We start from the raw sequence: 24,485 nt of genomic DNA, 5'->3' as shown, positions 1-24,485 counted from the left end.
CCTTCATGGACGATCTGAAACGCCAACAACTCGAAGAGCGCAAGGCCGCCTGGGCCGACATAAAATTTCGCCTGCAGTACGCCCAGTGCCGAGTTCCTCTGAAAACCTTCGAAGCCTATTTCATGAAGGGCAAAGAGCCGGTCTTGCGCCCCTATGAAGAGGATCCGATGCCCCTGGTCTACCGCCTTTGGCTGGCTCAGGATCAAAGCCTTGAAGGATGGTTGAGGATTACCGAGCGCTTTCTCGCGGGCCCCAGCGCCTGGAGAACCGACGTAAGCATCGAGCCGACCGGTGATGGCGAGTCCTGGGCTGAAGCCAGCAGGGGCAATCTGGGCGGGCATATCATCGCGAGGAGTCTTGCCGACTCGTATCAGATCCTGGTCCAGAAGGCCGGGGCCAGCCACTTCGACGGTAGCGAGCCCTTTGCCGGTTCCGATGTCGTTCCGCCGCTGGGGTTCATGGGCGGCCTTGAGAAGAAGCTCTATCACTTCCTCAGCGGGCAAACACCCGGCACTGAACACCTGCATTACGACGGCAAGAAACTATTCGATCCTCGCTTCCACTTCGGCCATATCTATTACTACGACCGTTGCAAATGGCTGGATGGCACCCTGCCTAGCAACACCTACAGCCTCTATAACTACTTGGGTTCGCGCTGGTTCATGAGCATGGACGAAGCCCATATGGGCGAAATCCGGGAGCAGGAGTCGATTCAGTTCTACTTGAACTGCTTCCTGGTTCTGGTGGCGCGGTATCCGGAGTCAGGCGTCGACGCCGAGCGTGCTGCCTACTGTGCCGAGATTCGGCAGCTGCTGGACGCCGGGCCATTGCTCGAGCCGCTCGGCACGATGTGGCGCCAAGCCAGGAATGAGCGGGGGCGCATCGACCTGAACGCGTACATGGGGGAGGCGCCGTTCTACATCGCCGAATTCTAGTGGGGTGGCCCCGTGTCCAGGCATTCGGGTCGGGTAACCGGGCTGCGTTCCCGCAGCCCGATAGGCCCCCTTCGCCCGTATTGGCGCCCAGGTTCCGGCGGCGCCGATCACTGGCTGGCGACGCTGTCCACCGCCTTGAGAATGACCGCGGCGACATCGGCCGGTTGCGACTGTTGCGGCACATGGCTGCTGTGCAGCTCGGTCAGCCGGGCGCCGATGCGCTTGGCGGACGAGCGCTGTACATCGGGGTGGATCATGCGGTCTTCGCTGGCCAGTACGTACCAGGAGGGCTTGGTCTTCCAGGCCGCGACCGTGGTCTTTTCCTCGAATGCGGAAGCGCGAATCGGCCCTTGTGTCGCGGTCATCACGGCCGTCTGCTCAGCCGGCAGGTCCTGGGCGAAGTCCTTGGCCATGCCCTCCGGCGTCAGGTAGAGAAAGCCGTTGGCATCGGGCTTGATCTGGCTGATGCCGGGCGGGGTCGGTGCGCCCTTGCCCTGTTCGCCGCTGATCTGCCCGGCGTCGGGTGCGAACGCGGCCACGTACACCAGTGCCCCGACATTGTTCTGGTCACCCGCTTCGCTGATCACGGTACCGCCCCACGAATGGCCGACCAGTACCACCTTGCCCGGCTGGTTGCGCAGTGCGCGTTGAGTGGCGGCGACGTCATCGGCCAGGGAGGTGAGGGGGTTTTGCACGACCGTCACCGCGATGCCCTTGGCCTGTAGCAGCGGAACCACCTTGGCCCAGTCCGAACCGTCGGCGAAGGCGCCGTGTACGATCACCACCGAAGGCGGGGTACTCTCGGCGTGGCTGATGCTCGTACCCAGGGTGGTGGCCATGGCGAGGGCGAGGGTGGCGATGCGAGTGTTGATTGTTTTCATGGGGGTGGCTCCTGTGTAGGGAGCTTCAGTTTGCTGATGGGCCTGCAAGGCCGATATCGGTCATTTATCCGAGCCGGGGAGTTTTCATGGATAGCGCGCCGCGATACGAGGTTTCCCTGAACGCAGCACTGGCGGCCATCGCCCAGGTCGGTGACCTCAGCATGGGCCAGCCGCTGGGGCACTCCCTGCGCGTGGCGCGACTGGCCGGGCAGCTGGCGCAGGCGAGGCGGGCCGACCCCGGGCAGGTGAAGGTGGTCGAGCAGGTGGCCTTGCTGCGCTGGTCGGGCTGCACGGCCAACGCCGACGGGTTTGCCCACCTTCTGGGTGACGATGTGGATGGCCGCCGCGCGATGCTGGACGGCACGCTGAACGCCGACGACATGAACGCCGTGCACAAGGCGGCACCGCTCGCCGTGGTGCATTGCGAAGTGGCCAGCGAAATCGCCAGAACGCTGGAGCTGGGCGCCGCCGTGCAGACCGCGCTGAGCCGGGTCTTCGAAACCTTCGATGGCAGCGGCAGGCCGATGGGGCTGACCCACGAACACATCCCGGAGGCGGCCTACCTGGTGGTGCTCGCCGGGGACCTGGATATTCTCAGCCGCGCCCACGGCGTGGAGGCGGCGCTGACGTGGATCGGCGAGCAGGCCGATCGACGCTACCCCGCCGACCTCGCAACGTTGCTGGTGAAGGATGCCAGGCAATGGTTGGCCGGGCTGGACGGCGCGGCCGATGAGCCGGGTGATGCCGACAGCGAACGCCCCGTGTGCCTGAGCCTGGTGGGCGACGTGATCGATCTCAAGCTGCCGTGGCTGGCAGGGCATTCGCGGCAGGTGGCGCATGTCGCCACGGAGGCCGCCCGCTTGTGGGGGGTGGCCGAGCCCGGGCGGGCGGAGATCGGCAAGGCCGCGCTTATCCATGGCCTGGGCCGAGCGGCCGTTTCCAACCACGTCTGGAATACCACCGGGCCGTTGCCTTACGGCGCTGCCGAGCGTGTGCACCTGGTGCCGTACTGGACGCAAAAGGCGACCCGGTCCATCCGCGAACTGAACACGCCGGGCGAGATCGCTGCCCATGCCTACGAACGTCTCGACGGCAGCGGCTACTACCGGGGGGCACGGGCGGAAGCGCTGTGTGTCGAGAACCGCCTACTGGCCACTGCCGTCGCATGGGTGGCATTGCGCGGTACCAGGCCCTGGCGCACCGCGCACGGCGAGGCCGATGCCGCCAGGCTGCTCAAGCAGGATGCCCGCCGTGGCCTGTTCGATGAGGAAATCTGCGATGCAGTGATCGCCGCCGCCCGTGGCGAACGCACTTTCACCCAGCCTAGAGGCGCGCTGCTGACTCCGCGTGAATGCCGGATTCTTCTCGAGATCAGCCAGGGCGCCAGCAACAAGGAGGTGGCGCGCAACCTGGCCATCAGCCCGAGTACCGTGCGCACGCACATGGAAAGCATCTTCCGCAAGCTGGGATGCTCCACCCGGGCGGCGGCGACGCTGAAAGGGCTGACGCTGGGGTTGATCGCCTGAAGGCCGCGGTGGACTAGACGGCGGCGCGGGCCAGGGCGATGAAGGCCTTGAGTGCCGCCGACGGATTGCGCCTGTTGGCGTAGTACAGGCACAACTTGTCGCGCGGTGGCGTCCAGGCGTGCAGCACCTGTTCGAACTGGCCCGATTCGATTTCCTCCCTGACGTCCTGCTCCATGAAAAAGCCGAGCCCGATGCCGGCCTGCACCGCTGCCTTCGCCACGCCGGGCTCGTCCAGGGTGAGCGGGCCGTGCACATCCAGGCGGATGACTTCGCCATCGCGCTCGAACTGCCAGGGGAAGATCGCCCCGTTGGGTAAACGGATACGCAAGCAGGCATGCCGGACCAGGTCCGTCGGATTGAGTGGCCGGCCATGCGCGGCAAGGTAGGCGGGGGTGCCCACCACGGCGTAGCGTTGCGGCTGGCCCAGGGGGATCACGATCATGTCGCTGGGCACCAGGCTCGCCGCTCGCAAGCCGAGGTCGAACCCGTCGGCAACGATGTCGACCAGGCGCTCCTCCGTCACCAGATCGACATGCACCTGGGGATGGCGCTGCAAGAACTCCAGCACCAGTGGCAGCAGCACCGCGCGGGCGGCGCTGGCGAATGCGTTGATGCGCAGCACGCCCGCCGGCCCGGCGTTGTGCGAACGCACCGCGTCCAGCCCCGAACGCACATCCTGCAAGGCCGGCCCCACCTGTTCGAGGAACATCTCGCCGGCCTCGGTCAGCGACACGCTGCGCGTGGTGCGGTTGAAAAGCCGCGTTTCCAGGCTCGCTTCCAGCTTGGCGATGGTGTGGCTGAGCGCGGTGGTCGAGATATCGAGATCGACCGCCGCCTGGCGGAACGATGCCCGGCGTGCCACGGCCATGACCGCTTCCAGTTCGTGGAGGCCGATGCGGGGGTCCGACATATGATTGTCCAGAAATATGGGATGACTCGTTAATCGTTGTCCCAGTTGAGCAAACAATCCAGGGCGCAGCAAGATGGCTCTCGTTCCATCCACCTTCCAAACGAGAGGACACAGGCCATGAACCTTGACCTGAGCGGCAAACGAATCCTGGTCACCGGCGGCACCAAAGGCGTAGGCAGCGCCGTCGTAAGACTGCTGCTGGAGGAGGGCGCCAAGGTGCTGACTTCGGCGCGGCAGGCTGCGGAGGACACGCCACGAGAGGTGTTTTTCGCGGCGGACCTGACGACCACACAAGGGTGTGACGCGTTGGTGGCGGCCACCCGGGAGCGCCTGGGCGGCGTCGATGTCATCGTCCATGTGCTCGGCGGCTCCTCCGCTCCCGTCGGCGGATTTGCCGTGTTGGGCGAGGACGAGTGGCGGAACGAACTGGACCTGAATCTGTTTCCGGCCGTGCGGCTGGACCGCGCGTTGCTGCCGGACATGCTGCAGCGCAATGCCGGCGTGATCATCCACGTCACGTCCATCCAGAACCGTCTGCCGCTACCCGAGGCCACCACGGCGTATGCAGCGGCCAAGGCAGCGCTATCCACCTACAGCAAGAGCCTGTCCAAGGAGGTGTCGCCCAAGGGCGTGCGAGTGGTTCGGGTGTCGCCCGGCTGGGTCGAGACTGAGGCATCGGTGGCAATGGCCGAACGGCTGGCGCAGGAAGCCGGCACCGACTATGAAGGCGGCAAGCAACTGATCATGGATTCATTGGGCGGCATCCCCCTGGGCCGTCCGGCCAAGCCCGTCGAGGTGGCCGAGCTGATTGCCTTTCTGGCGTCGCCACGTGCGGCGTCGATCACGGGCACCGAGTTCGTGATCGATGGCGGTACGGTGCCGACGGCGTAGGCCGGAGCGAACCCCGTCATCGCTTGAAATACGCCCCGATATGCGAGTGCCGTCGACTGGCTGATCGCCCTCGACGGCCCACGTTTTCTCGCTCAAACCGGCAGTTGGCAGCCTGACCAGCCAACCGGGCTGGATACCTGCCTCGCACCTTGGTGCCGTATTCACTTCGGAGCAGGTTCCCGTCGGGTGAGGGCGTCCCCGGGGCGAGCGACCAAAGAAGGCTGTGCAGGCAATGTGGCGGCGTCCAGCGCCATTTCCATCCCCTTGTACCGCAATGGCCTGAGCCTCTGGCGCCAGGGCAGGGGCCGCCGAGGGGAAGTCGATGTAGCGGTGATCGAGATCCGGCGATCGGCGTTGCCCGCGATGATGGTTCATCACGCGTTCAATCCCCGACACCTGCATCAACCTGCCGAGTTGATCGAGGTCGGCACGACGCCCTGCACAGCGTGCCTGTGGTGCGACACGCCGTGCTGGCATCGTCTTTCGGGTTGCGCTTCCAGGAGCCGGGTCACTTCCTTACCGATGCGCGGGCCCATCGCGTTACCCGTGCTGCATCGATGGTGATGCAGGCGGTTGCGCAGGGCGCCTTGCCCTGGGTGCTGCTCGGAATGCATCCGGCCCGCCACGATCTGGGTAGCCGTGATCGTAAGCAGGATTAGGCACTCGGCCTGAACTGCACCCGGTATGCCGACATTCTGCTGACACTCACCGAGTGATCGTCGCCGTCTCTAAGCTCGCTAGCGCACCGACGGGGCGTGCCGTGGCTGCCATTGTCCTCTGCCTGGAACCCCGCAATACCGCGGGTTACGGGAATTTCACAGAGGTCACCATGAGCAAGCCTAGCGAACCGCGTCACCCCCGCAGCCCTACCAAGACGGGTGAACAGCAGCCCGGTGGTAGAAGTAGCCAGTCGGATCATAAACCCAACCCGGACACCAGGGAGGATGGCGCAGGGGGGCATGCCAAGGATGTCCGCCAGGCCGCGCAGAAACCTGCCAAGGGTGCTGCCAAGCCTCAGCTGCGTGCCGCCAGGGGTGACGATGACTTGATGAGCCAGGGGCCGAAAAAATCATGAGTCTTCCTAACGCAGACGAGCTCAAGGGCAAATGGAAGCAGCAGGTCGGCGCCGCCAAGATCGCCTGGGGAAAACTGACCGAGGACGAGTTGCTCAAGTCCGAAGGTCGTGAGGAAAAGCTTGCCGGGCTGGTTCAGGAACGATACGCCATCACGCGTGGCGAGGCCGACAAGCAGGTCAAGGACTTCATCAAGAAATGCAAAAGCTGATGTCGAGCGTGGCGCCGCTTCGCCGAAGCGAGGCGGTCAGCTGCGGGCCTCATCGGGAACGGTCCCTTGACTGTCCTCTGAGGCATCACGTCTTTTCCCGAGTGGAGAAATGCCATGAACAAACAACCCTGTACCCTGTACCTCGCTCGTGTCTTCGCTCTCGCACTCACCACCGTTAGCGCTGGAGTCTTTGCCGCTACGGCCGAGCAGGATGTCACCGATGCCCGCCAGGAAACCCAGATATGGACCACTTACGCGCTGAGCCCCTACCTGCGTGCCAATGACCTCAAGGTCTCGGTGGACAATGGCAAGGCCACCCTGACCGGCATCGTCGCCGAAGATGTCAACAAGGACCTGGCCAAGGAGATCGCCTTGGGCGTCAAAGGGATCACCGCGGTCGACAACCAGATCGTCGTCAATGCCGATTACCAGCCGGTCAAGCAGGGCAGCGAACGCAGCTTTGGCGATGCCATCGATGACGCCAGCATCACCGCGACGATCAAGTCGAAACTCATATGGGGCAAGAGCACCGATGGCATGTCCACCCATGTGGATACCAAGTACGGTCGTGTAACGCTGCGTGGCACGGCTCATAGCGCTGCCGAGCGTGACCTGGCAGGGCGCATCGCGATGAATACCCATGGCGTGGCCGCCGTGGACAACCAGATCAAGGTCAGTGCCTCCAAGCCCACCCTTGCCGAAAGCGGCAAGAGCATGAGCGATGAGGCCAGCGCCGATATCTCCGACAGTTGGATCACCACCAAGGTCAAGTCGACCCTGCTCTACTCCAGCAATGTGCCCGGTACGGCCATCGATGTGACCACCAACAAGGGGGTGGTCAGCCTCAGTGGCAAGGTCAACAACGGCGCCGAGCATGACCTGGCCATCGAGTTGGCGCAGAACGTTCGAGGGGTCAAGAGCGTGCAGGCCAAGGAACTGGTGTTCTGACCCAGCGCTGACCGCTGCAGGATCTTCACGTCGCCGGCGGAGCCGTCGGCGTGGCGATCCATCAGGGCGCATTGCGGTGAGGCTCCTGCCAGTCGCTGGCTGTCCATTGCCCGGCCGATTCTAACTCCCTACCCCTCCCTTTTCCGGAGGGGTTTTCATGTCCCCTCCTGTTGGTCGACAGCTGCTGCTGTTGCTCGCGCTGCTCTGCCGGGCCCCACTGGCGGGATGCAGCGTCCTGCCGCTCCTTGGTGCCCCGGATTCACGACCCTCTGCGTGCAGCCCCGGAGGCGCCACACGGGCCGCTGTCGATCGAGCGTGGCCAAGCCAACGTCGGGTTGCTGCAAGAGTGGTGCACCGATCAATACCTTCTTCCCGGACCTGGCCATGATCAGCCCTGGTCCCATGCCTGGCCGTTCGCGATCAACCATGCGCCGGACGTCGACGAGCCCGGGTATCTGCGGGTAGGTTTGGGGCGGCAACGGGCCGATGGGCACCCGTGACTGCCGCCTATCCAGCAGCACGCGATGGTTCTGGATGAGCGGGGCAGCTTCCGCACCTGCCGTGCATCGACCGCCATGGCGTGACGCTGCTTTGCGACCGGGCACCGTCGATGGCGACGTTTCACGCTCCAGCGTGCGGTCTCTTTGAGCCTGTGCATGAGGAGGTCCGGTTTCCTGGGAGCTGGGGTAGTGGGGCGGTGAAACAAGGCGCCCTGTGTGCGACGGCGTACAGATGAGCGGTAGCGGTTGCGCCCATGCTGCTGGCATGTAGCGCACCGATTCAGCGCCTGCTAAACCCACCCATCCATTCAAGCTAGAGGACATCGCCCTGCATCTCGCGATGCCAAGGCCAGGCGAGACGATAGTGGCGCACAACCGTGGTTTCTAGACATGGCGCGCCGCCGATCAGCCTTCGCCCGATGCTGCGTGGCACGGCAGCAGCGCCACTGCATCACAGATCCAGGGCAGGTTCGAAGGGGAATATCATGAGCTTAGGCACCATCTTGCTGATCGTACTGATCCTGTTGCTGATCGGCGCCATTCCCGCATGGCCACACAGCCGCAACTGGGGTTATTTCCCCAGTGGCGGGTTGGGGCTGGTCGTGCTGGTCATCGTCATCTTGCTGGTGCTCGGGCGAATCTGACACGACGAGCACTAGAGCGGTCCCAGGCAATGGAACGGGCGTGGCCGCGGCTGGATGGCGGAGCAGGGTGCGCATGGCCACGCCATCCTTGGGCCGGGCACGCAGACGGCGCCGGGCGAGCGGAGCAGGGCGGGCCGTGGATATGCGGAAGGGGTGGGAGCGTCGGGATGCGGCAGGAGGGGCTGAGCTCGACGCCAGCGCCCCGCCAGACCCAGCCAGCAGAGCCGGGCGGTGTGATCAGCGGTACCCGGGGCAGACGGTCCTTTGTTGCGCCCAAGTGGCCTGTGCCCGGCCCGCCGAACGCAGCGGGCGAGGGAGGGCGGGCTGGTCGAGGTCGGCGGGTTCCGTGCGGTTTTTCAGTAGCGGATGCCCCTGCGTCGTGCGGCGGGTCGTGCGGGGGCGTGTGCGTCATCCAGGGCGGACTAGCGTCGGGATATGAGGAGTCCGAACAGGAAGGCAACCGCAGTGGCGGCACCGAGCACCTTCCAGGGATGCCCGTGGACATAGTCGTTGGTCACACTGGCGGTTTGCCGGGCGCGCACGGCGATGCTTTCGCCCATTTCCTCGGCGGATTTCCTGGCGGCGGCTACCCGGGCATCGAGTTTGATTTTGGCCTGGGCCAGTTCGTCGCCGGTCAGCGAGCTGGTTTCCTTGATCAGCTCCTCGATGTCGCCGAGGAAGTTATGGAATTCGCGAGAAATCGCCGATGACGAGACGACGTTCCCAGCTCTGGCTATCGCGGATGCTCCGCTTCCTTGGCCATTGATGGCGCTTTCCGCCTTGGAGGTCGGGTTGGGCATGGTGGGCTCCTGTCCGGGTATGGCTGTTGCGCAAGGCCGACCGCCCGATTGGCGATGCCGGCTGACGCGATGAGTGCCTACCCTGGGCGACAACGGTTTCTCTGTCTGTGCGCCAGCGAACGCTGGTTACCGTTCCGGCGAATCTCATCGCTTATGCGCGGCAGCGTACGGACAGGCTGCAGGGCAGCTGCCATTGTCGTTCTCCCGAACCACGCTATTTACGCGGAATGGGGTGCACTGGAGGTGCGTATGAACACGCCTGTCGAACCCGTTGCTCCGGTTACTGCCGTCAACCACACGGATACTCGCTCCAAGCGTCTGCCGCGGCCTGGCGCGCCCCATGAACAGCCAACCTGCGTGCAACCTGGGGTTGGCAAGCCGCCCGGGTGGCCCATGCAGGGCGGTCCGCTGGGCGCCGTGCTCAGTGACGAAGGCTCCGATCAGCCGGGCAAGGCATGAGCTTCTCGAGGCCGGTCGTATGCCCTGGGCTCTGGAAGCACAACAACGGTGCCGCCTGCTGACGGCGAACGGGCGGCTGCGTGACCAGTCCAGGCCCAGCGCCTGTCTGGCCCGCTTCAGGCGTTGGCCGACCAGCAGGTGGATGAGTTCCTCTTGCAAACGCTGGCATGCGCCAGGCTGCCTGCAAGCTGTAGTCGCGGCTGGATGAGCTGAGTTTTATCGCCGCGTTTCTACAGGGTGCAGAGCACCGCCACTGCGTTCATTTCAGTTGGAGAGCCCAGATGAAATCCTTCTCCCGCTCGTTGCTACTCATATCCGGCACCGCCTTGGCGATGCTGGTGGTGTGCAATCTGGTGATCGCACTGAGCCTGTCACGGGGCATGGAGCAGGCTAGCCAGCAAACCCAGGTCTGGAAAAACTACGCCTTGGCGCAGCAGCACAATGTGCTGCTGCTGCACACCCGCCGGACCTCCTGTTGCACGGCCCGCGGAGAGGGCCATATGGAGGAATGTCTGCCCGTCACCGAACTGCACGCAGGAGTGGCCGGCAGCCAACGTGAACAGCCCAGGGGGCTCAGTTTCTGAACCCTGAGCTGCCCGCACCCTGGTTCACTCCTGGACCAGGATGCGTAGGCCGGTAGAGCAGTGCGGCATCGACAAACTTCCCGCAAGGTCGCCCAGGCCGAGTGCAGCGATGTTGCCCATGAGGAACACAGCATGAATCCGATCAAGCAGAAAGCCCGTAGCGTGGTGGTGTTGAGTGCGGAAATCGCCACGGCTCAGGTGCAACGTGAGAGCTTCCAGTTGCAACAGCAGCTCGATGAGCTGAATGCCAAGCAGACCGAGCCTGGCCTGGTGATGACCCTTGGCGACCTGCTGTTCTCCAATGGCCGCTCCGAGCTCAGGACTGATACAGCCAAAAAACCGGATAAGCTGGCGATGTTTCTCCAGCCGCACCCCGATCGCGATGTGCTGATCGAAGGGCATGACGGCGATGTCGGAAGCACGTCGGCCAATCTGAGATCGTCGCAGCGCAGGGCCGATTCGGTGATGTCCTACCTGCAAGGGCAGGCTATCTCCGCCAGCCGGTTGGGCGCCTCCGGCAAGGGGGAGGCGTCACCTGTGGCCGGCAATGACTCGGCTTGCGCCCGGCAGACGGACCCTCGGGTGGAAGTGATCATCCGCACCACATCCAACGCTCAGTACTGAAACGGGTTGTGCCTCGTGCACGTCAGGTGATGCGATGACCCATCGAATACTGATTGTCACCGCTGATGCCGACGACTGCAGCGGCCTGCAGAGTATGCTCGGCGAGGCCCCGGGTGGCCCTTTCGACAGTGAGCCGGTCGGATCCCTGGCGGCCGCCCTGATGCGCATGCAAGGTGGCGGCATCGATGCGGTGCTGCTTGAGCTGTCGCTACCCGACAGCCAGGGGATCGATACTTTCAGGCGGCTGTTCGCAGTGGCTCCTTGGGTGCCGATCATCACCCTGTGCCAGCCGGAGGACGAGGCGCTGGCCTTGCAGGCACAGGAGTGCGGCGCCCAGGGTTATCTGTTGAAGGGGGCTCTCGCCAGCTATCTCGTGGCCCAATCGCTGCGCCATATCATCCAGTGCAGGGCATTGGAGGCGCATCTGGGCCTGGAGCGTGCCCGTGCCGAGATCACCCTCAATTCGATCAGCGATGCAGTGATAGGCACCGACCTGCAGGGCAACGTCGACTACCTGAATCTCGCGGCGGAACACATGACCGGCTGGCAGCGAGATGAAGCCCGTGGCCAGCCCATCGACCAGGTCATGCCGCTGATCGACGGCGAAACGGCCGCGGTGGCGGTCAATCCGGTTGGTCTGGTGCTGCAGCAGAACCAGTCGATGGGGATGACCGCGGGCACCGTCTTGGTACGCCGCGACGGCAGCAATGTGGCGATCGAGGACTCCGCCGCGCCGATTGTCGACCGTGGAGGCCAGATCACTGGAGTCGTGGTGGTGTTCCATGATGTATCCGAGTCACGGGCCATGGCCATGCGCATGGCGTACCTGGCCCAGCACGATTTCCTTACCCATCTGCCCAATCGCGTGCTGCTTGACGACCGCATAGCCCAGGCCATCAGCCTGGCGGAGCGCAGCGGCAAAGCCATCGCACTGATGTTTCTCGACCTGGATCACTTCAAGTGCATCAACGACTCCCTCGGTCATGCCGTCGGCGACCAGTTGCTACAGGCCGTGGCACGGCGCTTGTCGGCTTGCGTGCGTAGCTCCGACACGGTGAGTCGCAATGGTGGCGACGAATTCGTGGTGCTGCTGGCGGAGGGCCGCGATATGCAGGATGCCAGCGTCACCGCGCAGAAAATCATCGCATCCCTGGCGATGCCCTACATCGTCGATCAGCACGAACTTCACGTGACCTGCAGCATCGGTATCAGCGTGTATCCCACCGATGCCGACAGCGCACCGGTACTGCTGAAGAATGCGGATACGGCGATGTATCACGCCAAGGCGGTTGGGCGGAACAACTACCAGTTTTTCAAACACGAGATGAATGTGCGCGCGGTGCAGCGGCAGGTCATAGAAAGCAGCCTGTGGCAGGCTCTGGAGCGGCAGGAGTTCGTTCTCCACTACCAGCCGAAAGTCAATCTGAAGAGCGGTGTCATCACCGGTTGTGAGGTGCTCTTGCGCTGGCAGCACCCACAATGGGGTATCACATTGCCAGAGCGTTTCGTGCCGGTAGCCGAGGAGTGCGGGTTGATTTTGCCTTTGGGGCGCTGGGTGTTGCGCGAGGCCTGCTCCCAGGCACTACGGTGGCGGCAGCAAGGCTTGGGGCTGGATTCGATAGCCGTGAATATCAGTTCACCGGAGTTTCGCCATGCTGACTTCGTTGTCGGGGTACGCGCTGCACTCGCCGATACCGGGCTTCCACCGCGTTGCCTGCAACTGGAAATTACCGAAAGCGTGCTGATGCACGATGCCGAGGCCAGTATCGAGATCCTCAATCAGCTCAAGGCCATCGGTGTGCAACTGGCCGTCGATGATTTCGGTACGGGCTACTCCAGCCTCAGCTACCTGCTGAGGTTCCCCATCGATGTGCTGAAGATTGATCAATCCTTTGTGCATGCGATCAGTGCCGGCTCAGGGAATGGCATCATCGTCGACGCGGTGATTGCCTTGGGGGCCAAGCTTCACTACCAGGTGGTCGCCGAAGGGGTGGAAAACCAGGCCCAGCTGGCCTTCCTGCTCGGTGGGCAGTGCCATGAAGGGCAGGGCCACCTATTCAGTCCCGGTCTGCTGGGTAACCAGTTGGCCGCGATGTTGAAGATCCAGCCGTACCTGGTGCCAGGTGCTTGCGAGGAACCAGCCGGGTCAGGGTAAGGGTGGGGCCTTCAGTAGACGGGCATAACCCGCGCGAAGGGCTTCATAGCACTCGCAGGCAGCAGTTTCCAGTCCGCCACGATCAACAATGGTGATTTGCCCTCGGCTGTAGTGGATCAACTGACGCAACTGCAGCGCACCGGCGGCGACGGTGACGCCGCTACGCCTGACCCCGAGCATATCGGCCAGGTAGCTGTGGGTCAGGTAGAAGCGATCCGAGTGTGCTCGGTCATGGGTCATCAGTAACCACCGTGCTAGACGGGGCTCCACTTCATGGAAGTGGCCACAGGCGGCGTTCTGGGTCAGTTGCGTGAGCATCACATAGAGGTAGCGTTTGAGGATGTGCACCAGGCCCGGGCACTCACGCAATACCTGGCGGAAGTGCGAGACCCTGATGCGCAGGGCGCTGCCGCTGCCCTGAACCACGGCACGGCTGGGCGCGACATCGACGCCTAGGGCAATCGTGGCGCCGAGCATGCCTTCGTTGCCAATCAGGCCCAACTCCAAGGGCCGATGTTGGCCCAGGGTCGTGACCATGGAAATGAAGCTGTCGAGCGGGAAATACAGGTACCGGAAGGCTTGTTCGGGTTCACAGAGAATGGTGCCGAATGCCAGTTTCACGGTTTCACAATTCGCGCTCAGGCGATTGCGTTCCTTGCGTGTCAGGTCGTCGAGCAGCAGATTGACGATAGGTGGCGTGGTGGCGGCTGACATGGAAATGTCCTGCAGCACGGATCAAGCCTGGGGGGGCGCGGGAAGGGTGCTTGGCAGACCCGTCGGCCTAGTCTGCTCGACGCAGTGCCGGCGCTCTGTTCGCTACGACACGCTGGAGAGATTTACGCGTTTGGGGTCAGTGGCCCTGGTGTATCGGAGGGTAGGGCAGCAAGCGATCGGTTTCCTTCTTCACCACCGCATAGCATTCACAGCTCAACTGTTCGAGCTTTTTCCGGTCGAGCACGGTGATATGCCCGCGGCTGTACTCGATCACCCCTTGACGCTGCAGCTTGCCGGCCGCTTCGGTGACCCCTTCGCGGCGTACGCCGAGCATGTTGGCGATCAGTTCCTGGGTCATGGTCAGCTGGTTGCCTGGCAGGCGATCCAGCGATAACAGCAGCCAGCGGCAGAGTTGCTGGTCGATCGAGTGATGGCGGTTGCACACGGCGGTTTGTGACATTTGGGTGATCAGCGCCTGGGTATAACGCAACACCAGCACCAGTAACTCGCCATGGCGGTTGAATTCATCCTTGACTAGCTGCCCGCTGAGCCGATACGCGTGGCCGCCGCTCTGCACAATGGCGCGGCTGGGCGTGCTCTCTCCGCCCATGAACAGAGCAATGCCGACCAGCCCCTCGTTGCCGACCACCGATATTTCCGCCGAGGCGCCGCTTTCCATCACGTAGAGCAACGAGATGATCGAGTCGGTGGGGAAGTAGACATGGCGCATGGTATCGCCAGACTCGTAGAGCACCTTGCCGAGCGGCAGGGCCACACGCTCGAGATTGCTGAACAGGCGTTGCTGAACGTCACCGGAGAGTGCAGCCAGCAAATTGTTCTGTTGCGGTATGGGTGCTTCGGACATGTAGCCCCCTTGGAGTGGGGTCCCCTCGCCAAGAGGCCTACTATAGGCCCGTAATGCCCGCTACCGACATGAACAGCGTGACGGGTCCGATCGATTAGGCGCGGCGCGGCCTAGCCTGGCTTGAGCAGGTGCGCGTGCACTTCGACGGTCAGTGCCTCGATACGCTCGGTCAGTACTTTGGTGAGCCCTGTAAGTTGCGTGTTCTGCTGCAGCAGCTCCAGGAGTTGCGCACTGTTGTGTGCGGCAATGGCCTGCCGACGCTCATTGGCGATAGCCAGTGCTTCGCGGTGCCTGGCGTCCGCTTCCGCGTTGGCCTTGTCGCGCGCGGCCTGGCGGGTCTGAGCCAGCAGGATCAGGGGTGCCGCATAGGCCGCCTGGAGGCTGAACGCCAGGTTGAGCAGGATGAACGGATAGGTGTCGAAATCAAAAAGACCGGCTACGTTGGTACCGATCCAGGTCATCACGATCAGGGTCTGCGCTCCCAGGAACAGTGGCGTGCCGAAGAAGCGGGCGAAGGCTTCGGCCTTCAAGGCGAACCGGTCGCTGCCGAAGGTCGGGGTGAGGTGATCGTGGGGGCGATGGAAGCGCAAATGATCGTCGTGGGCTAAATCGGACGACAGTGACGAGGGGGTGGGCGATGACGTTTTCATGGAAACCTCCTGAGCGGAATCTTCCATGAGTCTATGTGCCACGGTGAACGATGGAGATTGCCTGTCTGGCCGTTGGCGAAGGGATGGCCTGACGCTGTTTGCAGGGGAGGGCTAGTGGCTGGTTGCCGCCCCTCGTCCCCGGCAGCAATCGGCCATAAGCGGACGCTCACCGATCAGGCTCCGTGCTTCTCCTACTCCACCGAGAGGCGAATTGTCACATCACCTCGACCTAGCGCTTCGGCTAGCGACTCGGGGCAATCGACATGGCCAACTCGGGTGTAGGAGTAGGTCGACTCGAACGTCCGGTAGAAAATCACCAGCGTATCCGCGCCGTACAGCATCAGATCGCCAGCGCGGATCGTGCCGGGCCTTACTGCGCGGACTGGCAGCCGCCTCGGCAGGCTCGCGTATTTCTCGTTTGCATTGAGTTCGCTCATGTCCAGGCTAAGTGGCAATAGCTGCTCGAGTGCCCGTGAGGTCTCGCTATCGCCCACCAGGGTGATAGCGAAGCGCTGTTCGCCAACGGTCATCCACATACGGTCCTCCTTCAGAGTTGTCTCCGCGAATGCGCATCCACTCAGCAAGAACAGCAGGCATGGCCGGATGCCCGGAAGGCAGAGGAGCTGGCTGGGCTCATTCATCCTGAGGACGCCCACCTCGACCGGGCCGACCCCGCTGCGCACGCATGGCCAGAACGGCGAGGGCCGCGCCAAGCAACAGAATGGCTGCACTTGCAGTGATGGTGCTCTGGTAGCCGCTGCGGTCGAACAACCAGCCGCCCAGGGCCGAGCCCGAGGCAATCGCCAACTGCACCACTGCCACCATCAGCCCACCACCTGCCTCGGCATCATTGGGCATCGCTTGGGCAATCCAGTTCCACCAGCCGACAGGTGCCGCCGTGGCCATCAGCCCCCACAGCCCCAGCAATATGCCCACTGGAACGACCCAGCGGCCGACAGGGATCAGCGCGAGGGCAATCATGGCCATCAACACTGCAATTGTGATCAGGGTGCGGTACAGGCCCTTTTTCAGCAGTGCGCCGATCAACAGGGTTCCACTCAAGCCGGCTGCACCGATAACCAGCAGGATCAATGACAGGGTTGTGGCATCGACCAGGGTCACCGTTTCGAGGAAGGGGCGAAGATAGGTGAACAGAGCGAACTGCCCCATGAAGAAGGCACCGCAAGCCGCCATGCCGAACGCCACCGGGCGAGTGCCGAGCAGCCCGAAAGTACTGGGTGCAGGGCTCTTTCGCACCGGGGCCTTCATGCTCGGCAGGGCGAGCCACTGCCAGGCCAGTGCGATGACAGCCAAAGGCACCAGGCAGAAGAACGTCCCCCGCCAACCGACTACCGAGTCCAGGTAGCTGCCCAGCGGCGCCGCGATAACCGTTGCCAAGGCGTTACCACCGTTGAACATGGCCAGCGCCTCGGGCACCTGATCATCGGGTACCAGGCGCATGGCCGTGGCCGCCGACATCGACCAGATGTCACCGATGACCACACCGAGCAACGCCCGACCCACCATATAGAGGGTGAAGCTCGGCGCGAGCGCTACCACGGCGCCGGAGATCGCCATCAGGCCCGTGAGGACGAGCAGAAGCGCCTTGCGATCGATGCTGCCTGCCAGCCAGGTGATCGAAAGGCTGGTCAGTACGGCGAACGCACCGGAGATCGCTATTCCCTGTCCCGCAGCGCCCTCGCTGACATGGAGGTCCGTTGCCAGTGGCGTCAGCAGACTGATGGGCATGAACTCCGAGGCGATCAGAGCAAAGACGCAGAGCGTCATCGCCAGGACCCCACCCCAGTGACCGGAGCGGGACGACGGCTGGCCGGCGGTGATGGCACATGGCTGGTCGGTAGGTTGGCTCATCATGGTGTCTGCCTGGTCGATCACTTCAGGGCGCTCTGGAAGAACCGGGTGAGCTTGTCGAAAGGAATCAGGTTCACTCGGTCATACAGGTCGACGTGCCCGGTGTTGGGGACGATGAAAAGCTCCTTGGGTTGGCCCGCCAGGCGGAAGGCCTCTTCACTGAACTCGCGCGAGTGAGCATTCTCGCCGGCGATAAAGAGCATCGGGCGCGGGGAAATCGTCTCGATATCCGAGAACGGATAGAAGTTCATGAACTTGATACTGCTGGTCAGCGTCGGGTGGGTGGTCAGCCCCGGACTGGAGCCCGCCGGAGTGAACTCGCCTCGTGCAGTGCGGTAGAAGTCGAAGAACTCACGCTGGACCGGGTGGGTATCGTCCCCCAGCTCATGCACGGTGCCGCTGGTGTACCGAGTCTGGCCGCCGGTGAACTCCAGGTAGCGCTGCTCGGCTGCTGCGGCGATTGCCTGCTTGCGCTGCTCCAGGGTTTGCGAATGCTTGAGGCCGTTGCGGTTGGCCGCCCCCATGTCGTACATGCTGACCGTTGCAATTGCCTTCATGCGCGGGTCGATCTTGGCGGCACTGATCACGAAGCTACCACTGCCACAGATGCCCAGTACACCGATGCGCTGCCGATCCACGAACGCCTGGGTGCCGAGATAATCCACAGCCGCACTGAAGCCTTCCGCGTACAGGTCGGGGAGCACGGCGTTGCGCGGGCTGCCCTCGCTCTCGCCCCAGAACGACAGGTCCAGCGCCAGGGTAACGAAGCCTTGCTCCGCCAGTTTCTGCGCATAGAGGTTGGAACTCTGCTCCTTAACCGCGCCCATCGGATGGCCCACGACGATAGCCGGGCTGCGTGCGGACTTACCCAGGCGCTTGGGAATGAACAGGTTGCCTGCCACCGCCATCTGGTACTGGTTGTTGAACCTGACCTTCTCATGGGTCACCTTGTCGCTCTGGTAGAAATTGTCTGCACCGTTGGACATGTCGGCTCCTAAGGCTGTGAATGAGCCGAGCAGAAGGCCCAGGGCTGCAAGAAGTCTGTTCATGGGGCGTCCTCTTCACGGATTGAAGATCAATCGCCCAGCGGGATCTGGCGATTGCCTGACCCCGCTCGCAGGAGAAGGCGAAAGGGGGGCAAGCGGCATTGTCGTGAAAGAGATAGGCGTTGATTAGCTTATGAATGCTTAAAGCCGCTATAACCTCTGCTACTTAATCAGAGGGTGGGCACATGCCTCGGCATAATTTCAACGACCTCCAGGCATTCGTGACAGTGGCTCGCGAAGGCAGCTTCACTCGTGCAGCCGCGCACCTGGGGGTCACCCAGTCGGCCGTCAGTCAGGTGGTGTCAGGGCTAGAGGCGCGGTTGCAGATTCGCCTGCTCACCCGCACCACCCGCAGTGTTTCGCTGACGGCTGCTGGTGAACGGTTGATGGAGGCTATCGGCCACCGCTTCGATGAAATCGAGGCCGAGCTGGATGCCCTGACCGAGCTGCGCGACAAACCGGCGGGCACGGTGCGTATCACCTGTGGCGACAACATCATCAAGACGACCTTGCTGCCCAAGCTGATACCCGTCCTGGAGTCCTATCCCGATATCAGGCTCGAATTCGATATCAACTACGGCTTCCGTGACATCGTGGCCGAGCGTTTGGATGCTGGCGTGCGCTTCAGCGGGACGGTGGCTCAGGACATGATCGCGGTGCCCATCGGTGGCGAGCTGCGCATGGCAGCAGTGGCGGCCCCCCGCTATTTCGCCCAGCACCCCATCCCCACACACCCCAATGATCTGGCTGCCCATCGCTGCATCGATATCCGCTTTCCAACCTATGGCGGTGTGGATGCCTGGGAGTTCGAGCGCAAAGGTAAGAAGCTGAGGGTGAGGGTCGAAGGGCAACTGGTGTTCAATACCACTACCCATATCGCGGATGCAGCCGTCGGCGGCCTGGGAATCGCCTATCTACCCGAAGACGAGTTCGCCCCGCACCTTGAAGAGGGCCGGCTGATTCGTGTGCTGGAGGATTGGTGCGAGCCCTTCTCCGGCTATCACCTCTACTATCCCAGCCGCAGGCAGCCTTCGCCTGCTTTCGCTCTCGTGCTCGAAGCGTTGCGGTCAACGAAACGGGTCGATGCAGGATAGGCTCCATCGACACCCTCGATGGCCGGCAGGTGCCTGTCGCAAGCCAATGCAATCGCCAAGATGCGGGGGTTTGAAGGGGGTGAAATAATATGCTCTCGTTCCGGGGGCACCGATGTGTCGGAACTGGCTGCGATCCTGGATGTGCCTGCGCAGCATGACGCTATCGGGCACTTTCCAAAATACGCATTGGGCGTACTGCTAACGTCCATGCAGCTCTATCAATCTGTCGAGGCGCTACGGTTGCACTTGGCGTTCGTTGAAAATTTCGAGGATCAGTCATGCCCCAGGATATCGCGCGATTCGAATCGATCGGCTGCGCAGAGTGCCGGAATCTGGAAGGGCTGGGGTTCGACTTCACGATGGCGTTCCAGCCGATCGTCAACGTCAGAACCCGCAAGCCCTTCGCATACGAAGCCCTGGTTCGCGGCGTGAACGGCGAGTCTGCGGCAAGCATCCTGGACCGGGTCGATGATGCCAACCGGTACCGCTTTGACCAGGCCTGCCGGGTCAAGGCCATCGAGAGGGCGACGGCGCTGGGGCTGCTGGGCATTCCGGACTGCAAGCTCAGCATCAATTTCCTGCCAAAGGCCGTGTACCGGGCCGAGACCTGCATCCGAGCCACCCTGGAGGCGGCCAGGCTGTTCGAGTTCCCGCCGGAGCGGTTGATGTTCGAAGTGACCGAAGGTGAGCGTGTCGACGACCCGCTGCACCTGAAGTCGATTTTCGAGGAGTATGAGCGCCGCGGCTTCACCACATCCATAGACGATTTCGGCTCGGGTTACTCCGGGTTGAACCTACTGGCGATGTTCCAGCCGCAGGTGCTGAAGATCGATATGGCGCTCACCCGGAATATCGATCGGGACCCGGTGAGGGCCGCGATAGTCGAAGGCATCGTGTTGGTCGCCAAACGCCTGAACATCGTGGTCGTGGCCGAGGGCATCGAAACGCGCGAGGAGTGCGATGCGCTGCTCACTCTCGGCATCGAGCTCATGCAAGGCTACCTCTTCGCCCGGCCCGAAATCGCACGGCTGGCACAGGCTGTCTTTCCGCGGGATGCCGAGAACTAGATCGATCGCCACAGCCGCCGCCTGAAGGTTCGGGCGGCGGCTGTGGCGGGTCGCTCAGTCCATCGGTAGCGCCTGCCAGCCTGCGGATGTACGTCGCTCCAGGCACGCGGGCTGGCCATCGATGCGCAGCAGGTGCAGCCAGCCGTGCTGCACCAGGTCGCGCACCACTGCATGGTTCGCGATGACCCGGTCGATCATGCCCTGCGGCGCCTCGATCACCACGTGCAGGCGCAGCGGACGATGCATCCATCGCTGGCCATCGTGCAGCGACTGGCGGGCCAGGCCGATGCGCAGGTCGCCGCCGTTGCCCTCGAATACGCCGATCTGCCCGCCGACCACGTTGTGCAGCAGCTTGTTGCCGCTACCCAGTCGCAGGTTGTCGGTGGTCGAGGTGAAGTACTGCAGGTTGATCCAGTGCGCCACCACCATGGGCGCGGTCATGATCAGCTCCAGCATCCGGCCGTCCTCGTCCCGCCGCCAGTCATAGTCGTGCAGGAAGGCGCGGCCCTGCAGGTCCACGCCACGGGTGCGCGAACGGGGCGCGGCGATGAACGCGGCATTGCCGGCCAGGCCCCACTCGGGGCGGGTCTGCGCCCAGTCGCGGGCGCGCCGGCGCAGCCGTCCGAGCAGCTTGCCAGGCTGCTCGCGCAACGGGGCCAGCCCCAGTTTCATGGCCCGTTGCCGGCGTACTTCCATGGCGGCGCTGTCCAGCGCCGCGCGCAGGCGCAGCCAGCTGGGCTGCAGGGCCTGCGCAAGCGTCTCGACCCCGAACACCTGCACCTCATCGGTCGTGGTGTTGTGCAGGCCGGCCAGGACATGGCAGTGCGCCGGCAGGTCGAGCCCGCGCTCGCGCAGGCCCTCCCGGACCTCGGTGTCGTTGAGCAGGGTGGCAAGCAGGCGCGCGTTGATCTCGCCGCTCTGGCCGCAGCATGCGCCGCAGTCGAGCCCGGCCGCCTGGGGGTTGTTGGCGCTCTGGCTGCCGTGGCCGAGCAGCACCAGCAGCGGCGGCACGGGACCGTCGAGGCCCAGGGCCTTGAGGATGCGCTCGGCCAGCTCGACCTTCTGTTGCAGCGTCACCTCCAGCAAGCGTGGCTCCAGGCATTGCCATTCGACGCGGCGCCAGGCGCTGCGCTCCGGCTGGGCTGCGCCGCCGGCCAGGCCGTAGGTCCGGCCCAGCAGCGCGCCGGCGTAGCCCAGGCCCAGGCTCTCGACCAGCGTGAAGGTTGATGCCGGCAGCCGCTCGAACAGGCGCCAGTGTCCCTGGCGCGCCAGGCGACCCCGGCGCCTCCGCGCCAGTTGCCGGTCCCGGATGGCGTCGCCACTGCCGTCACTGACCTGCAGCTGTGGGGCGAGCAGGCCTGGCAGTTGCGGGCGCGTGGCCTGGGTACCCAGCGGGGTGTAGGCGATCGGCAGTCCGAAGAAGCCGGCGAAGCCGCCGGTTTCCAGCTCCGGGCAGGTGTGTTCGAGCGCGCGTCGCAGCGGTTCGGAGCGTACGTCGATGCAGAAGAACAGCTTGGCCAGCGATTGCTGCGGCCGTTCGGCGGGTGTGGCGCGGCACAGTGTCTGCTGCAGTCGCTCCTGCCACGCCAGCTCGTCGGCCCGCTGCCACACCTGCAGCGCCTGCCAGGTGGCCGACGACGGCTGCAGCAGGTGCTCCTGCCAGGCCGAACGCCAACGCTGCCAGCGGCTGTCACCGTCACGCCGACGGTCATCCACCAGCGACTCCCAGGCCGCCCGGATGGCGAGCAGCTCGAGCATCGTCTGGTCGTCTTCGCCCCGCAGATTGGCCTGCCAGCGGCGGTAGGCACACCAGGACGCCCACCCCAGGGAGCGCAGCAGCAGGCAGTCGAACCAGGGTGCCCAGTCGTCCGGCGTCAAGCCGAGCCGCCGCACCGCCATCTCCAGGGCTGCCTGGGGGTGTTCCGGCAGCTCGACGATGCGCTGGTGCAGGTCGCGACACGCGCTTAGCACGCTCAAGCCCTTATCTGCCAGCATGCTGCTGCGCCAGGCCTGGTAGAGCCCGGTGCCCTCGCCTGGACGCCAGTCCGCCTGCTCGTGGTCGAACCAGGCGGCGCAGCATTGACCGATCTGCTGGGTGATCAGCACGGGCCAGCCGGGCAGCGGGATGCCCGGCTCGGTCAGGTCCTCCAGAAGCGGCAATCCCGGACTGGGCTCCTCGGCAGCGTCCAGTGCCTGCAGCAGCTGTGCGGTCGTTCCCGCCGCGCCGTGCTCGGCCAGTGCCTGGTGCAGATGGCGCGTGGCGATCCCCCCGTCCCGCCACGCCTGGCGATAGTCGGCGGCGCCAAGGGTCAAGCGGATGCCGGCGCGCTGCCAGAGCTGCCTGGCGACGGTCTGCCAGTCCTGGTCGCGGCGTTCCCATAGCGGGCTGACGGCGATCATCCGATCCAGTGGCCAGGTTGGCGCGACCCGGTCGCAGGCCTGGCGAGCGACCTCGTGCAGGGCGTCCGGCTCGAGGCCGGTGATGGGTTCGAGCGCGGTCATGGGCGGTCTCCGTGGGGTGAAAGAGCGTGCTGCGGCGGACGCACGGGCCACAGGCGGAAGGTCAGGCGGGTGAAGTGCTCGTCCAGGTAGAAGCCGGCGAAGGCCAGGGGGTAGAGGCGTCGCGCCAGGGCGCCGTGGGGGTGGGCGAGAATCACGGCCTGCAGTAGATAGAGGCCGAGGAACAGCAGCACGGCCAGCCCGCTCAGCGGCATCGGCGCTTCGGCGAGCTGCTGGTGGAGGATCCATCCGGCCGCCTGGTGCCAGGCCAGGTACGCGCCCAGCAGCAGGGCGAACATCGCCGATCCATATGCCAGCTGGCCTCGGCGCAGGCACCAGGGCGCCAGGCCGATTGCCAGGAGCGTCAGGGCCACCAGCGGCAGCGCGTAGCCGGGCAACGCCCACGTCCAGAGCCTGTGCAGCAGGGCCAGCGCCACGCCCGCCAGCAGCAGGGCGAGCACCAGGCTGCCCAACCCGGGCGCGGGCGCCTGTGGGTGCAGCGCCTGGTGGCGGGCCTGGGCCACGGTCTCGCCGGCAGCCAGGAAGGCATGGGCCTTGTACAGCGAGTGGGCCAGCAGGTGCACCAGGGCCAGTTCGTACAGGCCAAGGCCGCATTCCAGGAGCATCAGCCCCATCTGCGCACAGGTCGACCAGGCCAGGCGGACCTTGATGCTGATGCGAGTCATCATCACCAGGGCGGCGATCACCGCCGTGAGACCGCCGACCAGCACCAGGAGGCTTTGCGCCGGAGTGGCAGCGGACAGCAGCGGGGCGAAGCGCAGCAGCAGGAATCCCCCCAGGTTGACCAGCCCGGCATGCAGCAACGCCGAGACCGGTGTCGGCGCCTCCATCACCTGGATCAGCCAGCCGTGGACCGGCAGCTGGGCGGACTTGAGAATCACCGCCAGGGCCAGCAGCAGGGCTGCGAGGTGCAGATCCCAGCCGAGCTGGCCGCTGGCCTGCAGGCGTGCGTCGACCACTTCCAGGATGGCGGCGATCTGGCTGTCACCACTCGCACGCACCAGCAGCACCGTGGCCAGCAGCAGGCAGACATCGGCCAGCCGGCTGGCGAGGAATTTCTTGTGGGCCACCACGACGGCCTGGGGGCGGTCGCGGTAGAAGGTGAGCAAGGGGTGCAGGCACAGGCTGGACAGGATCCAGGCGCCGACCAGCAGGAACAGGTCAGCGCTGGTCACCACCGTCGCCACGGCGGCCAGGGTGCCGAGCAAGGCCAGCACATAACGGCGCTGCCCCGGCTCGCCATCCAGGTAGCGGTGCGAGTAGTCGGTGATCACCATGGCCAGCAGGGCGACCAGGCCGGCCATCGCAAGACCGAGCCGGTCGTTGTCCTGCCCGTCCAGGGCGGCCTGCAGCCAGGCGGCAGCGACGACGGCCAGCCCCAGGTAGCCGGCGGTGCGGGCCGGCCACCAGAGCCGGCGTGGCGAGCCGATGCAGGCCGCCGGCAGCAGGGCCAGGGCGTAGACCCAGGGCAACAGCTGGGCCAGGGAAAGAGACAGGGTGGGCATGGCGCACGCTC

22 protein-coding genes are annotated in these 24,485 nt (G+C 64.4%); 11 read left to right on the top strand and 11 right to left on the bottom strand.

The window, feature by feature from the left end:
* Window positions 1–5: 5 nt before the first annotated feature.
* Window positions 6–935 (top strand): hypothetical protein, encoded by a 930-nt coding sequence (locus tag WFQ67_RS19500; protein WP_213625092.1) that lies wholly within the window; start codon window positions 6–8, stop codon window positions 933–935.
* A 107-nt stretch (window positions 936–1,042) separates the two neighbouring features.
* Here the strand turns inward: WFQ67_RS19500 and WFQ67_RS19495 are convergent, their stop codons facing one another.
* On the bottom strand, window positions 1,043–1,816 hold the full coding sequence (locus WFQ67_RS19495; RefSeq protein ID WP_213625091.1) for an alpha/beta hydrolase: 774 nt from the start codon (window positions 1,814–1,816) through the stop codon (window positions 1,043–1,045).
* Window positions 1,817–1,902: 86 nt separating this feature from the next.
* On the opposite strand from WFQ67_RS19495, the gene WFQ67_RS19490 reads away from it, so the two are divergent.
* Window positions 1,903–3,342 (top strand): HD domain-containing phosphohydrolase, encoded by a 1,440-nt coding sequence (locus tag WFQ67_RS19490; protein ID WP_337057937.1) that lies wholly within the window; start codon window positions 1,903–1,905, stop codon window positions 3,340–3,342.
* Window positions 3,343–3,355: 13 nt separating this feature from the next.
* Here WFQ67_RS19490 and WFQ67_RS19485 read toward each other — a convergent pair whose 3' ends face one another.
* The gene (locus WFQ67_RS19485; protein WP_337057936.1) at window positions 3,356–4,252 is read right to left on the bottom strand and encodes a LysR substrate-binding domain-containing protein; all 897 of its coding nucleotides are present in this window, start codon (window positions 4,250–4,252) and stop codon (window positions 3,356–3,358) included.
* A gap of 117 nt (window positions 4,253–4,369) precedes the next feature.
* On the opposite strand from WFQ67_RS19485, the gene WFQ67_RS19480 reads away from it, so the two are divergent.
* The 4 genes from WFQ67_RS19480 (at window position 4,370) to WFQ67_RS19465 (ending at window position 8,519) form a co-directional block, all read left to right on the top strand.
* Complete coding sequence (locus WFQ67_RS19480) at window positions 4,370–5,143, top strand: SDR family oxidoreductase (protein WP_337057935.1); 774 nt, start codon at window positions 4,370–4,372, stop codon at window positions 5,141–5,143.
* A 1,071-nt stretch (window positions 5,144–6,214) separates the two neighbouring features.
* Window positions 6,215–6,427 (top strand): CsbD family protein, encoded by a 213-nt coding sequence (locus tag WFQ67_RS19475; protein WP_213625087.1) that lies wholly within the window; start codon window positions 6,215–6,217, stop codon window positions 6,425–6,427.
* 114 nt (window positions 6,428–6,541) lie between these two features.
* Window positions 6,542–7,375 carry a BON domain-containing protein gene (locus WFQ67_RS19470; protein WP_213625086.1) on the top strand — a complete coding sequence of 278 codons (834 nt, stop codon included), beginning with the start codon at window positions 6,542–6,544 and terminating at the stop codon, window positions 7,373–7,375.
* A 985-nt stretch (window positions 7,376–8,360) separates the two neighbouring features.
* A complete protein-coding gene (locus WFQ67_RS19465; protein WP_213625085.1) occupies window positions 8,361–8,519 on the top strand; it encodes a DUF3309 family protein in 159 nt (52 codons plus the stop codon).
* A 422-nt stretch (window positions 8,520–8,941) separates the two neighbouring features.
* On the opposite strand, the gene WFQ67_RS19460 is transcribed toward WFQ67_RS19465, so the two are convergent.
* Entirely contained in the window at window positions 8,942–9,319 is a 378-nt protein-coding gene (locus tag WFQ67_RS19460; protein ID WP_213625084.1) for a DUF883 family protein, read from the bottom strand.
* Between the two features lie 740 nt (window positions 9,320–10,059).
* On the opposite strand from WFQ67_RS19460, the gene WFQ67_RS19455 reads away from it, so the two are divergent.
* The 3 genes from WFQ67_RS19455 (at window position 10,060) to WFQ67_RS19445 (ending at window position 13,141) form a co-directional block, all read left to right on the top strand.
* Window positions 10,060–10,362, top strand: coding sequence for a hypothetical protein (locus tag WFQ67_RS19455; protein ID WP_213625083.1), 303 nt, complete (start codon window positions 10,060–10,062; stop codon window positions 10,360–10,362).
* Window positions 10,363–10,494: 132 nt separating this feature from the next.
* Complete coding sequence (locus WFQ67_RS19450) at window positions 10,495–10,986, top strand: OmpA family protein (protein WP_213625082.1); 492 nt, start codon at window positions 10,495–10,497, stop codon at window positions 10,984–10,986.
* A 34-nt stretch (window positions 10,987–11,020) separates the two neighbouring features.
* The gene (locus WFQ67_RS19445) at window positions 11,021–13,141 is read left to right on the top strand and encodes a putative bifunctional diguanylate cyclase/phosphodiesterase (protein ID WP_213625081.1); all 2,121 of its coding nucleotides are present in this window, start codon (window positions 11,021–11,023) and stop codon (window positions 13,139–13,141) included.
* Here WFQ67_RS19445 and WFQ67_RS19440 read toward each other — a convergent pair.
* From WFQ67_RS19440 to WFQ67_RS19415, 6 genes are all read right to left on the bottom strand, one after another.
* Window positions 13,133–13,855, bottom strand: a complete 723-nt coding sequence (locus tag WFQ67_RS19440) for a Crp/Fnr family transcriptional regulator (RefSeq protein WP_213625080.1) — start codon at window positions 13,853–13,855, stop codon at window positions 13,133–13,135. The two genes, WFQ67_RS19445 and WFQ67_RS19440, sit on opposite strands and share 9 nt — an antisense overlap.
* 136 nt (window positions 13,856–13,991) lie before the next feature.
* Window positions 13,992–14,720, bottom strand: a complete 729-nt coding sequence (locus WFQ67_RS19435; RefSeq protein WP_213625079.1) for a Crp/Fnr family transcriptional regulator — start codon at window positions 14,718–14,720, stop codon at window positions 13,992–13,994.
* A gap of 110 nt (window positions 14,721–14,830) precedes the next feature.
* A complete protein-coding gene (locus WFQ67_RS19430; protein ID WP_213625078.1) occupies window positions 14,831–15,370 on the bottom strand; it encodes a DUF1003 domain-containing protein in 540 nt (179 codons plus the stop codon).
* 191 nt (window positions 15,371–15,561) lie between these two features.
* Window positions 15,562–15,906 carry a cyclophilin-like fold protein gene (locus WFQ67_RS19425; protein ID WP_244862900.1) on the bottom strand — a complete coding sequence of 115 codons (345 nt, stop codon included), beginning with the start codon at window positions 15,904–15,906 and terminating at the stop codon, window positions 15,562–15,564.
* Between the two features lie 97 nt (window positions 15,907–16,003).
* Entirely contained in the window at window positions 16,004–17,245 is a 1,242-nt protein-coding gene (locus WFQ67_RS19420) for an MFS transporter (RefSeq protein WP_442969614.1), read from the bottom strand.
* Window positions 17,246–17,262: 17 nt separating this feature from the next.
* Complete coding sequence (locus WFQ67_RS19415; RefSeq protein ID WP_337057934.1) at window positions 17,263–18,291, bottom strand: alpha/beta hydrolase; 1,029 nt, start codon at window positions 18,289–18,291, stop codon at window positions 17,263–17,265.
* 182 nt (window positions 18,292–18,473) lie between these two features.
* Here WFQ67_RS19415 and WFQ67_RS19410 point away from each other — a divergent pair, with 182 nt between their 5' ends.
* Together WFQ67_RS19410 and WFQ67_RS19405 are read left to right on the top strand one after the other, a co-directional pair.
* Window positions 18,474–19,382, top strand: a complete 909-nt coding sequence (locus WFQ67_RS19410; protein ID WP_213625075.1) for a LysR family transcriptional regulator — start codon at window positions 18,474–18,476, stop codon at window positions 19,380–19,382.
* A 278-nt stretch (window positions 19,383–19,660) separates the two neighbouring features.
* Window positions 19,661–20,449, top strand: a complete 789-nt coding sequence (locus WFQ67_RS19405; protein ID WP_337057933.1) for an EAL domain-containing protein — start codon at window positions 19,661–19,663, stop codon at window positions 20,447–20,449.
* A gap of 54 nt (window positions 20,450–20,503) precedes the next feature.
* On the opposite strand, the gene WFQ67_RS19400 is transcribed toward WFQ67_RS19405, so the two are convergent.
* Both WFQ67_RS19400 and WFQ67_RS19395 read right to left on the bottom strand, forming a co-directional pair.
* Window positions 20,504–22,951, bottom strand: a complete 2,448-nt coding sequence (locus tag WFQ67_RS19400; RefSeq protein WP_337057932.1) for a YbcC family protein — start codon at window positions 22,949–22,951, stop codon at window positions 20,504–20,506.
* Window positions 22,948–24,474: an NADH-quinone oxidoreductase subunit L gene (locus WFQ67_RS19395; RefSeq protein ID WP_337057931.1), complete on the bottom strand. Its 1,527-nt coding sequence runs from the start codon at window positions 24,472–24,474 to the stop codon at window positions 22,948–22,950. The genes WFQ67_RS19400 and WFQ67_RS19395 overlap by 4 nt, the downstream gene beginning before the upstream one ends.
* Window positions 24,475–24,485 lie beyond the last annotated feature (11 nt).

Source organism: Pseudomonas sp. USHLN015 (assembly GCF_037153275.1).
Lineage (GTDB): Bacteria > Pseudomonadota > Gammaproteobacteria > Pseudomonadales > Pseudomonadaceae > Metapseudomonas > Metapseudomonas tohonis.
This window is presented reverse-complemented; position numbering and strand designations above follow the sequence as displayed.

Coding starts and splice junctions, on each gene's coding strand:
- WFQ67_RS19415 (WP_337057934.1), bottom strand. CDS start 18,291: ATGAACAGACTTCTTGCAGCCCTGGGCCTTCTGCTCGGCTCATTCACA.
- WFQ67_RS19400 (WP_337057932.1), bottom strand. CDS start 22,951: ATGACCGCGCTCGAACCCATCACCGGCCTCGAGCCGGACGCCCTGCAC.
- WFQ67_RS19470 (WP_213625086.1), top strand. CDS start 6,542: ATGAACAAACAACCCTGTACCCTGTACCTCGCTCGTGTCTTCGCTCTC.
- WFQ67_RS19425 (WP_244862900.1), bottom strand. CDS start 15,906: ATGTGGATGACCGTTGGCGAACAGCGCTTCGCTATCACCCTGGTGGGC.
- WFQ67_RS19440 (WP_213625080.1), bottom strand. CDS start 13,855: ATGTCAGCCGCCACCACGCCACCTATCGTCAATCTGCTGCTCGACGAC.
- WFQ67_RS19405 (WP_337057933.1), top strand. CDS start 19,661: ATGCCCCAGGATATCGCGCGATTCGAATCGATCGGCTGCGCAGAGTGC.
- WFQ67_RS19445 (WP_213625081.1), top strand. CDS start 11,021: ATGACCCATCGAATACTGATTGTCACCGCTGATGCCGACGACTGCAGC.
- WFQ67_RS19420 (WP_442969614.1), bottom strand. CDS start 17,245: ATGATGAGCCAACCTACCGACCAGCCATGTGCCATCACCGCCGGCCAG.
- WFQ67_RS19485 (WP_337057936.1), bottom strand. CDS start 4,252: ATGTCGGACCCCCGCATCGGCCTCCACGAACTGGAAGCGGTCATGGCC.
- WFQ67_RS19500 (WP_213625092.1), top strand. CDS start 6: ATGGACGATCTGAAACGCCAACAACTCGAAGAGCGCAAGGCCGCCTGG.
- WFQ67_RS19455 (WP_213625083.1), top strand. CDS start 10,060: ATGAAATCCTTCTCCCGCTCGTTGCTACTCATATCCGGCACCGCCTTG.
- WFQ67_RS19475 (WP_213625087.1), top strand. CDS start 6,215: ATGAGTCTTCCTAACGCAGACGAGCTCAAGGGCAAATGGAAGCAGCAG.
- WFQ67_RS19435 (WP_213625079.1), bottom strand. CDS start 14,720: ATGTCCGAAGCACCCATACCGCAACAGAACAATTTGCTGGCTGCACTC.
- WFQ67_RS19465 (WP_213625085.1), top strand. CDS start 8,361: ATGAGCTTAGGCACCATCTTGCTGATCGTACTGATCCTGTTGCTGATC.
- WFQ67_RS19495 (WP_213625091.1), bottom strand. CDS start 1,816: ATGAAAACAATCAACACTCGCATCGCCACCCTCGCCCTCGCCATGGCC.
- WFQ67_RS19410 (WP_213625075.1), top strand. CDS start 18,474: ATGCCTCGGCATAATTTCAACGACCTCCAGGCATTCGTGACAGTGGCT.
- WFQ67_RS19480 (WP_337057935.1), top strand. CDS start 4,370: ATGAACCTTGACCTGAGCGGCAAACGAATCCTGGTCACCGGCGGCACC.
- WFQ67_RS19430 (WP_213625078.1), bottom strand. CDS start 15,370: ATGAAAACGTCATCGCCCACCCCCTCGTCACTGTCGTCCGATTTAGCC.
- WFQ67_RS19490 (WP_337057937.1), top strand. CDS start 1,903: ATGGATAGCGCGCCGCGATACGAGGTTTCCCTGAACGCAGCACTGGCG.
- WFQ67_RS19450 (WP_213625082.1), top strand. CDS start 10,495: ATGAATCCGATCAAGCAGAAAGCCCGTAGCGTGGTGGTGTTGAGTGCG.
- WFQ67_RS19460 (WP_213625084.1), bottom strand. CDS start 9,319: ATGCCCAACCCGACCTCCAAGGCGGAAAGCGCCATCAATGGCCAAGGA.
- WFQ67_RS19395 (WP_337057931.1), bottom strand. CDS start 24,474: ATGCCCACCCTGTCTCTTTCCCTGGCCCAGCTGTTGCCCTGGGTCTAC.